This window comes from Propionicimonas sp., assembly GCF_034927565.1.
Classification (GTDB): Bacteria; Actinomycetota; Actinomycetes; order Propionibacteriales; family Propionibacteriaceae; genus Propionicimonas.
Window position 1 is genome coordinate 15,540 of the sequence record NZ_JAYFPT010000049.1, and the last position, 13,219, is coordinate 28,758.

Here is a 13,219-nt window from a genome sequence, read left to right on the forward strand (position 1 = left end):
CCCGCGTTCACAGGCGCGCGGCGATCCGGGGCGTCCGGCGCAGTTGCCGGGCTGCAGCCAGGCAGAGCCCGAGCAGCACCAGGCCGGCCACCACCCCGATGTTGACCACCACCTGCTGCAGCACCGAGTAGCGGAGCTCGACGTTGTCGCCGCGCGGCAGCCACTTGAACGGTGCGACCACGCCCCAGGCGACGTAGGCCAGCCCGAACCAGCGCAGCCACGGCGGCAGGTGCCGACGCTGCCACAGCACGATGCCCAGCGGCACGATCCAGACGTAGTGGTGCGACCAGGAGATCGGGGAGGCCAGCAGGCTGGTCAGTCCCGCGATGCACAGCGCCAACTGCTGCTCGCTGGCCCGATGCAGCGACACCGAGACCACCAGACCGCAGACCACCACCAGCAGGCTGACCGCCAGACCGCCGCGGCTGGCTTCGCCGAACAGCCGGTTCCAGACCCCCAGCACCGACTGGTTGGTGGCGTACACGATGCCGCTGTTGATCCCGGTGTCCCCGGTCAGCAGACCACCCCAGTAGTGCAGCGACGCCTGCCAGAGCGTGACGAACCCCACCAGGGTCGCCGCGGCGAAGGCGAAGAAGGCGACCAGGCCGGGGCGCCGCCGTCCGGCGAAGAAGTTGTGCGCGGCCACCACGGCCGGCGTCAGCTTCACAGCGGTGGCGACGCCGGTGAGCCACCCCTCGGGGAGGATCCTGCGGCGCAACAGCCGTTGCCCCGGCATCGAGTCCACGACGACGGCGGCGACCAGCAGGATGCCGAGATTGCCGAAGCCGAGAGTCTCGGCCACCGGCTCGACGAACAGCACGCAGACCGTCGTCGCCACGCTCAGCATCCAGCCGGAGAAGCCCAGCCGGTACAGCACCGCTGCCAGGGCTGCCACGTTCAGCGCCAGCCACGTCACGGCCGCCACCTCGAACGGCAGCACCGCCCACGGCACCGTCAGCAGGGCGGCGAACGGCGGGTAGATCCAGGGCAGCCCGTCGGCGGTGAAGAAGTCCTGTCCGGCGAGCAGCATGGTGCCGGTGCGCTGGTAGACCTCGAGATCGATCATCCCGGGGTGCCACGGCCACAGCACGCTGCCGGTGATCTGTGTCCCGGCCACGTAGCAGGCGGCCAGCAGCGGCAGCAGCACCAGGCCCACCAGGCTGAGCCGGCCCTTCCAACCCCGGGTGTCCATCGTCTCCTCTCGACTGATCCGTTCAAGCCTAATGGACGCCACCGGGACGCTACGCTCAGGCCAACACCAGGAAGGAAGGCCCATGAAGAAGCACGGGATCCTCAATGCCGACCTCAGCTACGCGATCGCGAAGCTCGGTCACAAGCAGATCGTCTTCGTCGTGGACGCCGGCATGCCACTGCCGGCCGATGCCCCGGTGGTCGACCTGGCCCTGGTACTCGGCGTCCCCTCCTTCGGCCAGGTGCTGGACGCTCTGCTCTCCGAGATCGTGGTCGAGGGCAGCACCATGGCCAGCGAGGCCGAGGGCACGGTGGTCGAACGCTGGTTGGCCGAGCGGAACCTGCACCCGGGACAGGTGAGCCACGACGACCTCAAGACCATGCTGCCGCGGGCCTCGCTGATCGTCCGCACCGGCGAGGCGACCCCCTACGCCAACGTGGCGCTCTACTGCGGCGTGGCCTTCTGACCCGTCACGAGCCTGACTGACTGATGGGGACGGTTCCCAGGTGAGTCACCTGACTCGAATCAGAACCGTCCCCAAGCTGAGTCAGAGCACCAGGGAGACGCCCAGGGCGACCATCACGACGGCGATGACGGCGTCGAGGATGCGCCAGGCCCTCACGGTGGACAGCCAGCGTCCGAGGAAGCGGGCACCGTAGCCGAGCGAGGTGAACCAGGTCACGCTGGCCAGCATCGCCCCGGCCGCGAACAGCCAGCGCTGGTCGCCGTGGCTGGCACCCACCGACCCCAGCAGGAAGACCGTGTCGAGATAGACGTGCGGGTTGAGCCAGGTCAGCAGCAGGCAGTTCAGCGCCACCGCACCGGCCGTGGCGGACGCGATCCCGGCGCGGGTCGCGGTGACCGACCCGGACCGGGCCGGTGCATCACCGGTCGGACCGGGCCGGGTCTGTGCCTCACCGATCGGACCAGACCGGGCCGGTGCATCACCAATCGGCTCCAGGCCGGCCTCCGGCACCACCTGCAGCGCCTCCCCGGAGGGACGCCAGGCCCGCCGGGCGGCCAGCAGTCCGTAGCAGACCAGGAAGGCTGCGCCCAGCCAGCGCACCGCCTCGACCAGCCAGGGCAGCGCGGCGGTGGCCGCTCCGATACCCGAGATCCCGACCACGATCAGCACCACGTCGGACAGCGCGCAGATCGCGACGACCAGGCCGACGTGCTCGCGGCGGATCCCCTGCCGCAGCACGAAGATGTTCTGCGCGCCAATGGCGATGATCAGGGAGAAGCCGAGGCCCAAGCCGGCAAGGACGGAGGTCACGTCAGTGACCGTAGAACCACCAGCCAATGAAGTACAGCTCAGGTTTCTTAGCCAGCATTAGCATTGCTTAGGTGGAACTACCGCTCGACCTGGTCCGGACCTTCGACGCCGTGCTGCGGACCGGCTCGCTGGAGGCAGCCGCCGACGAACTGAGTCTCACCCCCTCGGCGGTCTCGCAACGGATCAAGACCCTGGAGACCCGGCTGGGACGGGTGCTGCTGGTGCGCTCCCGTCCGGTCCGGGCCACCGCGGCCGGCCAGGTGGTGACCCGGCTGGCCCGGCAGTTGGCCGACCTCGAGCACGGCGCACTCGCCGACCTGGGGCTGGCCGGGCCGGACGCCACCACCGTCCCGCTCGCGGTGAACGCCGACAGCCTGGCCACCTGGTTCCTGCCGGCACTCGCCCCGCTGGCCGCCCGCGGCATTGTCTTCGAGCTGCACCGCGACGACCAGGACTTCACCGCTGGCCTGCTCGAATCCGGGACGGTGACCGCGGCCGTCACCTCCCAGGACCGGCCGGTGGCCGGGTGCTCGGTCCGTCCGCTCGGAGCGATGCGCTACCTGCCGGTGGCCGCCCCCGGCTTTGCCGCCCGGTGGTTCTCCGGTGGGGCGACGCCCGAGGCCGCACCGCTGGTCGATTTCGACCGCCGCGACACCGTCCAGACCCGGTACCTGGAGGCCCTCGGGCTGGATCCGGCGCTGCCACCCCGGCACCAGGTGCCGGCCTCCGCTGACTTCGCCACAGCCGTGGAGTTGGGTTTCGGCTGGGCGCTGGTTCCCGAACTCCAGGCCGCCGAGCGGCTGGCCGACGGCCGGTTCGTCCCGATCCTGGGCGACCCGGTGGACGTCACGCTGTTCTGGCAGCGCTGGAAGCTCCGCTCCCCCCTGCTGGCCTCGATCGAGGACGCCGTGGTCGCCGCAGCGCGGGCGAAGCTGCGCCCGATGGGGAGGTGAGAGGACTCTCATCAGCTTCTCCCTGGCGCCTCATCGGGGGTTGGTTTCGTAGAGGTCGTCACGATCCCCGGAAAGGAAACGACCATGAAGATCACCCGTTCGACAGCCGCCTGGGCCGTCACCGGAGCCCTCGGCCTCAGCGTTCTCGGCGGCCTCGGCGTCGCCTGGGCGGACACCACCAGCCCGACGCCGGCGCCAGCGAGTACTGCTTTCGGCACCCCGGGCGCGTCCGCCACTCCCAGCCTGGCCACGCCGTCAACCAGCGACACCGCCACCCAGGCGCCGACCGGGACCGCCGCGCCCACGGTCACGGTGAACACTGCACCGTCCGCGCGGAGCGCCAACACCCCGCAGACCGCCCGGACAGCCGTGACTGCGAACTCCCCGGTGTCCGCCCGGACGCCGAAGAGCCCGGTCACCGCCAAGAGCCCCATCAGCCCGAAGTCCCCGGTCAGCGCGAAGTCTCCGGTCAGTGCGAAGTCTCCGATCAGCCCGAAATCCCCGGCCAGCCCCGTGAGCCCGGCTAGCGCCCGCTCGGCACATTCGGGAGACTGACCCCGTGACGGCCACGTTCACCCGCGAGACGGACCTGCTGACCTCGTCCGAGGCGGCCGATCTGCTCCGGGTGGCGCTGACCGGCGACCCGGAGGTAGTCCTTCCCGGTTTCACCACCCACTTGGACGACCTCCACTACCGGCCCGGCTCGGAGGTCACCGCGATCTACACGGTGACCTTCGAGGCCGGGCCCGGCCAGACCACCACCGAACACCTGCTGGCAACCACCGCGGAGGTCGCCGGCCAGGTGGCCACGCTGAGTCGGGACGGTGTCACGCTGCGGGTCTGGCGGCATCCGGCCGATCCCCGGCTGCCCGGCCTGGCGCCAGCCTGCGACCCCGCCACCGTGCTGGCCTGGCTGGCCACCGCCGACCCGCGGGCCGCCACCCCCGGCAGCCTTCAACTCGACCTGCTGAGCTACCGGCCGCTGCGCCGCGCGGTACTGCGGGCCGTCGTGGACGGCGAGGAGTTCTTCCTCAAGGTGATGCGCCCCGGCTACGACGACCGGCTCGCCACCCGGCAGCAACTCCTGGCCGGCGCCGGACTCACCGTCCCGGTGCTGGCCCGCCCCGCCCCGGGTGTCCTGCTGTCCTCGCGGGCGGCGGGCGAGTCGCTGGCCGGTGTCCTGGTTGCCTGGCAGGACCACGCAGCGTCCCCGCCCACCGCGGACGACCTGCTCGCCCTGCTCGACCGGCTGCCGCCGCAGGTCGCGGAGCTGCCGAAACATCCGTCCTGGAGCGGCAACCTCGCCTTCCACGCCGCCACCGCCCGGCAGCAACTGCCCGCCGACGCCACTCGGGTGGACGCCCTGGTTTCTGGCATCCAGGCCGTCCTGGACGAGGGCCGACACGGGCCCGAGGTACCCACCCACGGCGACTTCTACGAGGCAAACCTCTTCACCGACGGCCAGCACTGGCAGTTCATCGACATCGACTCGGTCGGCCCCGGGCTGCGCGAGGACGACCTGGCCTGCTGCCTGGCCCACCTCGCCGCCCTGCCGCCGCTGGATCCGACCGGTTGGCGCGGCATCCCCCGGGTCGTCGACGCCTGGCAGCGGCGGTTCGAGGAGGTGGTCGACCCGGCCGACCTTCGCGCCCGGGTGGCCGGCGTGCTGCTCAGCCTGGTCTCGGGCGCCGAGTCCGGTCAGGACGCCGTCCGGCTCGCGCTGGCCGAACAGTGGCTGGCAAGCGCCAGGGAAATCCAGCCCCGATGAGAAGACTCTCATCGGCCTGGGCTGGTTCCTCTCATCGGGGCTGCCTAGCCTGAGGGGGTCGAAAGGAGTCGCCATGGTGCTGTCGAAGTCCGCCGTCGCCTGGGCGGTGTCCGGGACCCTCGGTGTCGGTGCCTGCGCGCTCGGAATCGCCGCGATGGGTGCCGGGACCCCGGCCAGCGCCGACCCCCGTCCGGCCATCACCGTCGGGAGCGCGCCGACCAGCCCGCCACCGTCCGCTGGCGCATCGCCGTCGATGACGCCTACCGCGAGTCCGTCCGCCGAGCCGACCACGGCCAAGCCGACGACCGGACCCACTGCCTCCTCGACCAAGCAGCCGCCCCGGCAGACGACCGTGTCCGCGAAGACCGCTCCCTCGGCGAAAACCCCGGCGAGCGCGAAGTCACCCGTGACAGCGAAGTCCCCAGGCACCCCGGTCAGCCCTCCCTCCCCGGTCAGCGCCAACTCCGGGGACTGACCCAAGACCCCCCGTCCAGCCTCTGCCCGCAACCTCCTCCGGTCGGCGTCGGCACGCAGCGCGATGACGGTCGCGTCGAACCAGCCGACACCGATCCGGCACCAGACCTGCATCCAGCACCGGCCGCCACCCGCAGTCACCGGTCCGGCGCCGGAGCTGTCCCCCATACCGTCACACCAGCCGGTAGCCCATCCCCCGGACGGTCTCGAAATAGTCGGCGCCGAGCTTGCGGCGCAGGTACCGGACGTAGACGTCGACCACATTGGAGCCCGGGTCGAAGTCGTAGCCCCAGGCGCCGGACAGCAGTTGCTCACGGCTGAGCACATGCCCGGGATTACGCAGGAACATCTCCGCCAGGGTGAACTCACGTGCGGTGAGGTCCACCTCCCGTCCGGCCACCGAGGCGCGCCGGGTACGCAGGTCGAGCGACAGCGTGCGGTGGGTCAGCACCATCGCCGACTCGCCGCCGGTGTCGGTGCGCAACCGCAGCTGGATCCGGGCCAGCAGTTCCTCGAAGCTGAACGGCTTGGGCATGTAGTCGTCCGCCCCCGACTGCAGCCCGGCGACGGTGTCGGCCACCGACGACCGCGCCGTGAGCATGATCACGGGGGTGGTGACCCCCTGACCACGGATCCGCGCCAGCACTTCGAAACCGTCGATGTCGGGCAGCCCCACGTCCAGCACGATCAGGTCGGCCTCGCCGCCGATCGCCAGGCTGACGGCGTTGTGACCCGAGGGCTCGACCAGGGTGGCGAAGCCGGCCGCCTTCAGCCCCTTGGCGATGAAGGCCGCGATCCGCGGTTCGTCCTCAACGATCAGGATCTGGCTCATCGTCCTCCTTCGCTGTTGCCGTGGTGGGGATGACGATCGAGATCCGGCTGCCGACGCCCACCGCGGAGTCGACGTCGACCCGGCCGCCATGGGCGGTGGCGATCGATGACACGATTGCCAGCCCGAGACCGGTCCCTTTGCCGGAGCGTCCCTTCACCGTGCGGTCGAGAATGCGCTGGCGCTCGTCGGGAGGTATGCCCACGCCCTCGTCACGCACCCACAGGCTCAGTTCGCCGCCCGCGAGCCAGCTGCCCATGCCGATCGTCGAACCGTCCGCCGAGTACTGGACGGCATTGGCTGCCAGCTGCAGCCACGCCTGGGCGATCCGCTGCGGGTCGAGGTCCACCTCGGTGTCGGCCAGTTCGTCCAGCACCCAGTGCCGCCGCCCCAGTCCGGACGCCTTGGCCAGGGTCTCGTCGGTCAGCCGCGCGATGTCGGTCGACTCGGTCGTGACGAAGTCGGGTTGTTCGGCCTTGGCCAGGGTCAGCAGGTCGTCGGTCAGCCGGCGCATCCGGTCGAGTTCGTCGAGCACCAGCAGGCGTGTGGCCGCCACGTCGGCCGGGTCGCCGGTGTCCATCAGCTCGAGGTGACCGCGGACGATGGTCAGCGGCGTGCGCAACTCGTGGCCGACGTCATCGAGCAGGTCGCGCTGGGCGCCGACCGCGGCCTCCAGCCGGTCGAGCATGCCGTTGATCGTGACCGCCAGGGCAGACAGGTCGTCGTTGCCGTGGACCGGGATGCGCTGGCCGATGTCGGTCTCGGTGATCCGCGCGGCGGTCTCGCGCATCCAGCTCACCGGACGCAGCAGCCGTCCGACGAGCAGCCAGATCAGCATCGCCACCAGCAGCAAGGACCCGAGCGCGACCAGGGTGTAGGTCAGATAGACCGGCTGCAGCACGGCCCGCTCGGCGGCGATGTCGGCGACCTGCACCATCGCCCCGGTCTGCCCGGAGGCTGCGAACCGGAGCGGCACCACGATGTAGCGGTACTCCCGCAGTGGCGTGGTCAGGCTGCCGGAGACCACCTGGGGGCTGCTGGCCAACGGCAGCATGGCCGCGACCAGATCGGCGTCCTGTTCGGGACGCAGGCTCACCCCGGCCTGCGCGGTCCAGCGGATCTGGTCGCCCACGATCGCGAACGAACCCTCTGAGGCCGGCAGGACGGCCCGCTGCATGGCGACCTTCAGCAGCGCGTCAGGGCTGGTGAACGGCCGGCCGGTCGCGGGGTCATCCTCGGCCGCCAACAGCTCCACCTCGTCGGCCGCCCGGGAGAGCGAGGCCGCCACCCGCTGCTCGGTACTCGTCCGGCCCTGCACGTAGATCAGGACGCCGGAGAGCAGCAGCGCCAGTCCGGTCAGCACCATCACGCCGGCGATCACGCGCGCCCGGATGCTTGCCGAGGTCCAGATCGCCATCCCCCCAGTCTGCCGGACGCTGTGCGCCGATCGTCAGTGCATGAGAGGACTCTCACGCGTTTGCCGGCACCCCGTGCGCTCACCACCGGACCCGGCAAGTCCTGACCACCGGCAGGTGGGATCTGTCACGCACCTGACCGGGGGTGCGCCCGGCCAGGTGCATTCGACCAGCGTGTCGGGATTCTGCGTCTCGATGTCCACCGGAGCGTCCAAAGCCTCAGCGAGCACCGTCGACATGCAGGATCGCGACAGGCCGGTCGCAGCGGGCAACGATCCGACCCGCCACCAGGGTCACGTCCCCGCTTGCCGGGGCGACGATCCCCACCGATGGTGATCGCGCGTCCCTGGATGGCTCTTACAGTGAGGGGATGAACAGTCGTCCAGGCCCGCTGACCCCGCGCAACCGGGTGCGCGAGCTCTACGCCACGCCGCTGGGTCGCGACATCGTGGACAAGATCCTGCTGCAGAGCGGCGCCCCGGGCTCCCTGGTCAAGCTGGCCGGTGGGCTACGGCTGTCGACACTGGAACGCCTCACCCGGCGCTTCACCGGGCCCGGCCTGGTGGACGCCCTGCTCGGCCTGGTGAACCAGCACACCGAGCCGGTGCCGGACGGGGAGCCGTCCCAGGCCTGGTGGCGGGAGGCAGTGTTCTACCAGATCTACCCACGCTCCTTCTGCGACGCCAACGGCGACGGCATCGGCGACCTGCGCGGCATCAGCTCCCGGCTGGACTATCTGGCCGAGCTCGGCGTTGACTGCCTGTGGCTGTCGCCGATCTTCGCCTCACCCAACGAGGACATGGGCTACGACATCAGCGACTACCGCGCCGTGATGGCCGAGATGGGCACCCTGACCGATGTCGATGAACTCGTCGCCGGCTGCCACCAGCGCGGCATGCGGATCATCCTCGACCTGGTGGTCAACCACACCTCTGCCCGGCACGCCTGGTTCCAGCAGGCGATCGCCGACCCGGACGGACGCTACGGCGACTACTACTTCCTGCGCGAGGGTGCCCCCGACCGGCCGCCGAACAACTGGGACTCGTTCTTCTCCGGCCCGGCCTGGCGGTGGATCCCGGAGGCCGACCGCTGGGCGCTGCACCTGTTCGCCGCGCACCAGATGGACCTCAACTGGTCGAACCCGGCGGTGCGCGACGAGGTGGCCGACATCGTCGGGTGGTGGCTGGATCGCGGCGTCGACGGCTTCCGGCTGGATGTGATCAACTACATCTCCAAGCCGGACGGGCTGCCCGACGGCAACCCGTTCGTCGGACGGTTGATGGAGTTCACCGGCATCGAGCACTACTTCTACGGCCCGCAGCTGGACGAGTATCTGCGGGAATTGCGCCGCGACGGCTTCACCCGCCCGGACGGCAGCGTCGCGGTGATGGTCGGCGAGACCCCCGGCATCGGCGTCGAGGGCGCCCGGCTGCTGAGCAACACCAGCCGGGCCGAGTTGGACCTGGTGTTCAACTTCGACGTGCTGGACCTGCCCGGCCGCACCCGCTGGCACGACTACCGCTACGACCTGAACTACCTCAAGCGGTTCTGGCTGAGCTGGCAGCAGCGGCTGCGCCCGGGCGACTGGATCGCGCTCTTCCTCGACAACCACGACAACCCGCGGATGCTCAGCAAGGTGGGCCACGGGGACGAGCGCGACCCGGCGGTACGGACGTCCATCGCCAAACTGCTGGCCACCCTGCAGCTCACCATGCGCGGCACCCCGTTCCTGTTCCAGGGCCAGGAGTTGGCGGCCACCAACCAGTCCTTCGCCGGCCTCGACGAACTACGCGACGTCGAGTCTCTCAACCGCTACCAGGAGCTGCTGGTTGCCGGGACGGCACCCGAGGCGGCCTGGGCTCAGATCATGGCCGGCGCCCGGGACCACGCCCGGGTGCCGATCCGCTGGGGTGACGACCAGGACTTCGGGCCCACAGCGTGGCTGCCCGGCAGGGACGACACCCCCGGCTTCACGGCGGCCGAGCAGCAGGCTGAGCCCGATTCGGTCTGGCACTGGTACCGGCAGCTGATCGCGCTGCGCCGGGAGCACCCGGCGCTGACCCGCGGCAGTTTCCGTCCGGTCGAGCCGGGACGCAAGGACTACCTGGCCTACGTCCGCGAACTCGACGGCGAGGCCTGGCTGATCGAGGCCAACCTCTCCGGCAGGCCGCGGCGCCGGCCGCGGCACGGCCTGGTGGCCGAGCCCGTTCTGGGACGGCCGGCGGGCCCGACACTGGGGCCCTGGGAGACGATCGTGGGGCGGATCGACGCGGTCCAACAGCGGCGGTAGGACGCAGGTCGCCCCAGGGGATTCAGCAACAACGGCAGCACATGGACCCGCGCCCAGAGCGATCGGCAACGGCCGGAGGCAGGCCACGCCCGGGGCGGCCAAGGCCGAGGATCATTGGCCTGTGGCCCGCACCGCTGAGACCGCCACCCAGTAGGGTCAAGCCATGAAACGACTGACCATCACCCTCCTGGTCGCTCTGAGCCTGCTGCTGGCAGCACCACGCGCCCTCGCCGCGGACCTGACCCCCTGGACCCTTGAGGACGCGAACCTCAGCCTCTCCCTGCCCTCCGACCTCTCGGTGATCACACGCGAGGGCATCCAGAGCAATCCCGAACAACTGCAGGAACTCGGGCTGGACGAGAGCCAGCTGCGACCGATGCTCGAAACCGCGAACGCCTACCTCGACGCGGTCGCCAAGGACGGAAGCCACGAGTACATGGTGATCGTCGTCGAGCCGACCGCACAGCAGCGGGTGTGGAACCTCAACACTGCGACAGACGCCATGCTCACGAGCATGGCCGACGTCCTGGTCAAGCAGATGGCCGGCGAGGGCTACACGACCAGCTACGACGGCACCCACCAGGTCGGGGACGTTCTCTACACGATCTTCTCCGGCGCCGAGGACTCCGGTGCGGATCACTATCTGCAGTACTACACGATCGTCAACAGCCGGATGACCTCCATCACCCTGCACTCCTACACCGGCCCGCTCACCGATGCCCAGAAGGAGACCCACCAGCAGGTGGTCGACTCCGCACAGTTCCTCACCCTGACCGAGGACCCGAACCCCTCCCAGGATCCGACCGGGGGCAAGCGCGATCTGGCCTACAACCTGGGCTACCTCATCGGCACGATCATCGGTGCGCTGGCAGTGGTGGCGGCCATCGTGGTGGCGGTCATCCTGCTGGTCCGCCGCAGCGGCCGCAAGAAGCGCGCAGCCGCCGAGGCCGCGTTCGTACCGGGTATGCCACCCGTCCCGGGTCAGCCGGATGACTACCCGCCAGCCCAGCCAGGTGGATACCCGCAGACCCAGCCGGGCGGCTACCTGCCAGCCCGGCCGGGCGACTACCCGTCCGCTCCGCCGGCTCGGCCCACCGGAGCCGACCCGCAGGCACCGACGCCGCCGACCACCGATCAGCCGGTCGCCGACCAGCCTCCGGTATCCGGCGCTGTGCCGCCGGAGGCAGGCCACCAGTCATCGTCCGGCCCCCAGGAACCACCGGCAGGCAATCCGCCCAGCGCCCCCAGCGCCTGAACCGAGCCGTACGCCAGGGGCCGGGGAGCGTCGCTCCCCGGCCCCTGGTGGTTTGCCGTTGCGCTGTCGTGATCAGCGGGTGATTGCTCGCGGCGTCCGGACGCGCACCCGTCCCAGGTGCACCTCGCCGGTCTGCGCAGCGGTGAACAGCCGGGTCTCGCCGCCGGTGAGGTGCAGGTGTTGTACCAGCGTGGTGAGTTGCGCCACCTGCTGGCGGACGTCCTCCAACTCGGCCTCCAGTTCGAGGATCCGGCGGATGCCCTCCAGGTTGATCCCCTCGGTCTGGGAGAGGTGCTGGATGTGCCGTAGCTTGGCGATGTCCCGCAACGAGTAGCGCCGGCCGCGGCCGCGCGCCCGTCCGGGCACCACCAGACCCAGCCGGTCGTAGCCGCGCAGCGTCTGGGGGTGCATCTCGGCCAGCTGGGCCGCCACCGAGATCACGAAGATTGGGGCGTCGGGGTCGATCCGGTCGGGCAGCCGGGCGGGGCCGTCGGCGGTCATCGGGCAGCTCCGAACAGCCCGGACCGCGGATCGGCGCCATCGACCAGGGCGGTGTACTTTCGCAGCGCCTCGGACGCCTCGGCAGACATCCCGGTCGGCACCTGCACCTCGACGGTGACCAGCAGGTCACCGGTGTCACCACGCGAGGTCTGGGCACCCTTCCCGCGCACCCGGAAGGTGCGGCCGGTCGGGGTTCCGGCCGGGATCTTCAGCCGCACCCGCGCGCCCGACAGGGTCGGGACGTCGATGTCGGCACCGAGGGCCACCTCGGTGAAGGTCACCGGGACGGTCACCGTGAGCTGATTGCCCTTGCGTCCGAAGATCTTGTGCGGACGGACGTGCACGGTGACGTACAGGTCGCCGCTGGCGCCGGAGTTCTCCCCGGGTCCACCGCGGCCGGTCAACCGGATGCGCTGGCCGTCCGCCACCCCGGCGGGGATCCGCACCTGCATGGTGCGGGTGGAGCGGCCGCGGCCGGTGCCGCCGCAGACCGGACAGGGATCCTCGACGACCAGGCCCCTGCCGTGGCAGTCGGGGCACGGCTCGGACACCGAGAACATGCCGCCGGAGCTGGTCGACACCATGCCGCTGCCCTGACAGGTGCGACAGACCTTCGGCACCGTCCCGGCCTTCGCCCCGGTGCCGTGACAGGCCTCGCAGGGTGCGTCGGAGACGGTCTGCATGCTGACGGTGGCACCCTCGACGGCCTGGACGAAGTCAATGGTCACCTCGCCCTCGATGTCGCTGCCGCGCCGGGGCCCGCGAGCCGGCCCACGCCGTCCGCTGCCGAAGAGGTTGCCGAAGATGTCGCCCAGACCGGAGTCACCGACGGTGCGGAACACCTCGTCCATGTTCGGGCTGGCGCCGCCGCCCGTCCCTGAGCGCGGGAACCGGAAGCCGACACCGAACAGGCTGCGGGCCTCGTCGTACTCCTTGCGCTTGGCGGGGTCGGACAGGATGTCGTTGGCCTCGGAGATCTCCTTGAACTTCTGCTCGGCCTCCGGGCTGTGCTGGTTGGCGTCCGGGTGGTACTGCCGTGCCAGCTTGCGGAATGCCTTCTTGATCTCCTCCGGTTTGGCGTCGGAGGAGACGCCCAGGACCTTGTAATAGTCCTTCTCAAGCCAGTCCTTGGTACTCATCGCGCCCTACCTCCTCTCATCACGCCACCGAATCCTGGGCCGGGGGACGGTTCCCCGGCCCAAGCCGGGACAACGGAACCGTCCGCTGTCCCAAGCAGGCTGACCGTGGGCCAGCGGAACCGTCCCT

At 70.5% G+C, this 13,219-nt stretch carries 13 protein-coding genes; 7 read left to right on the forward strand and 6 right to left on the reverse strand.

The window, feature by feature from the left end; genetic code table 11:
• Positions 1 to 7: 7 nt before the first annotated feature.
• Positions 8 to 1,192 carry a glycosyltransferase 87 family protein gene (locus VB080_RS09860; protein ID WP_323418269.1) on the reverse strand — a complete coding sequence of 395 codons (1,185 nt, stop codon included), beginning with the start codon at positions 1,190 to 1,192 and terminating at the stop codon, positions 8 to 10.
• Positions 1,193 to 1,274: 82 nt separating this feature from the next.
• Here VB080_RS09860 and rbsD point away from each other — a divergent pair, with 82 nt between their 5' ends.
• Entirely contained in the window at positions 1,275 to 1,658 is a 384-nt protein-coding gene (gene rbsD / locus VB080_RS09865; RefSeq protein WP_323418270.1) for a D-ribose pyranase, read from the forward strand.
• 81 nt (positions 1,659 to 1,739) lie between these two features.
• Here rbsD and VB080_RS09870 read toward each other — a convergent pair whose 3' ends face one another.
• Positions 1,740 to 2,468, reverse strand: a complete 729-nt coding sequence (locus VB080_RS09870; RefSeq protein ID WP_323418271.1) for a LysE/ArgO family amino acid transporter — start codon at positions 2,466 to 2,468, stop codon at positions 1,740 to 1,742.
• Positions 2,469 to 2,539: 71 nt separating this feature from the next.
• Between VB080_RS09870 and VB080_RS09875 the strand changes: the two genes are divergently transcribed.
• The 4 genes from VB080_RS09875 to VB080_RS09890 all read left to right on the forward strand — a co-directional run bounded on the left by VB080_RS09875 (position 2,540) and on the right by VB080_RS09890 (position 5,664).
• Positions 2,540 to 3,421, forward strand: a complete 882-nt coding sequence (locus tag VB080_RS09875) for a LysR family transcriptional regulator ArgP (protein WP_323418272.1) — start codon at positions 2,540 to 2,542, stop codon at positions 3,419 to 3,421.
• Positions 3,422 to 3,505: 84 nt separating this feature from the next.
• Complete coding sequence (locus VB080_RS09880; RefSeq protein ID WP_323418273.1) at positions 3,506 to 3,976, forward strand: hypothetical protein; 471 nt, start codon at positions 3,506 to 3,508, stop codon at positions 3,974 to 3,976.
• 4 nt (positions 3,977 to 3,980) lie between these two features.
• Entirely contained in the window at positions 3,981 to 5,189 is a 1,209-nt protein-coding gene (locus VB080_RS09885; protein ID WP_323418274.1) for a hypothetical protein, read from the forward strand.
• Positions 5,190 to 5,262: 73 nt separating this feature from the next.
• The gene (locus VB080_RS09890) at positions 5,263 to 5,664 is read left to right on the forward strand and encodes a hypothetical protein (protein WP_323418275.1); all 402 of its coding nucleotides are present in this window, start codon (positions 5,263 to 5,265) and stop codon (positions 5,662 to 5,664) included.
• A gap of 171 nt (positions 5,665 to 5,835) precedes the next feature.
• Here the strand turns inward: VB080_RS09890 and VB080_RS09895 are convergent, their stop codons facing one another.
• Positions 5,836 to 6,495, reverse strand: coding sequence for a response regulator transcription factor (locus tag VB080_RS09895; protein ID WP_323418276.1), 660 nt, complete (start codon positions 6,493 to 6,495; stop codon positions 5,836 to 5,838).
• On the reverse strand, positions 6,473 to 7,909 hold the full coding sequence (locus VB080_RS09900) for a HAMP domain-containing sensor histidine kinase (RefSeq protein WP_323418277.1): 1,437 nt from the start codon (positions 7,907 to 7,909) through the stop codon (positions 6,473 to 6,475). The genes VB080_RS09895 and VB080_RS09900 overlap by 23 nt, the downstream gene beginning before the upstream one ends.
• 368 nt (positions 7,910 to 8,277) lie before the next feature.
• On the opposite strand from VB080_RS09900, the gene VB080_RS09905 reads away from it, so the two are divergent.
• Positions 8,278 to 10,197 carry an alpha-glucosidase gene (locus VB080_RS09905; RefSeq protein WP_323418278.1) on the forward strand — a complete coding sequence of 640 codons (1,920 nt, stop codon included), beginning with the start codon at positions 8,278 to 8,280 and terminating at the stop codon, positions 10,195 to 10,197.
• A gap of 163 nt (positions 10,198 to 10,360) precedes the next feature.
• The gene (locus VB080_RS09910) at positions 10,361 to 11,452 is read left to right on the forward strand and encodes a hypothetical protein (protein WP_323418279.1); all 1,092 of its coding nucleotides are present in this window, start codon (positions 10,361 to 10,363) and stop codon (positions 11,450 to 11,452) included.
• A 72-nt stretch (positions 11,453 to 11,524) separates the two neighbouring features.
• On the opposite strand, the gene VB080_RS09915 is transcribed toward VB080_RS09910, so the two are convergent.
• Positions 11,525 to 11,953 (reverse strand): heat shock protein transcriptional repressor HspR, encoded by a 429-nt coding sequence (locus VB080_RS09915; RefSeq protein WP_323418280.1) that lies wholly within the window; start codon positions 11,951 to 11,953, stop codon positions 11,525 to 11,527.
• A complete protein-coding gene (gene dnaJ, locus VB080_RS09920; RefSeq protein WP_323418281.1) occupies positions 11,950 to 13,092 on the reverse strand; it encodes a molecular chaperone DnaJ in 1,143 nt (380 codons plus the stop codon). The genes VB080_RS09915 and dnaJ overlap by 4 nt, the downstream gene beginning before the upstream one ends.
• Between the last annotated feature and the right edge of the window lie 127 nt (positions 13,093 to 13,219).